Origin of the sequence: Streptococcus suis (assembly GCF_002960445.1) — a bacterium.
Lineage (GTDB): Bacteria > Bacillota > Bacilli > Lactobacillales > Streptococcaceae > Streptococcus > Streptococcus hyiners.
Map to the genome: position 1 here is coordinate 1 of NZ_POJD01000470.1, position 273 is coordinate 273.

The following is a 273-nucleotide window of genomic DNA, read 5'->3' on the forward strand; positions in this document are numbered from 1 at the left end:
TTTGATCCAGAACAAGATGCGCTCGATTTCTGGGAATCCGTTGAAGGCATGGTGGTTGCCGTGGATGATGCAAAAATCCTTGGCCCACTAAAAAACAAGGAAATCTATGTCACTCCTGCCACTAGTCAACTTCCTTTAAATAATGTTGGAGGCGTCAACCTTCGCCCTGAAGGGAATAATACCAATATCATTCCACTTCTTTTGAAAAATGGAAAACAAATCGTCAAATCAGGAGACTATTTCATCGGTCGTATCGCTGGACCAGTCACCTAC

At 43.2% G+C, this 273-nt stretch carries 1 pseudogene; it reads left to right on the plus strand.

What is annotated here, in order from left to right:
* Nucleotides 1–273 (plus strand): annotated as a pseudogene (locus tag C1G53_RS12830) (nuclease); the annotation flags it as partial.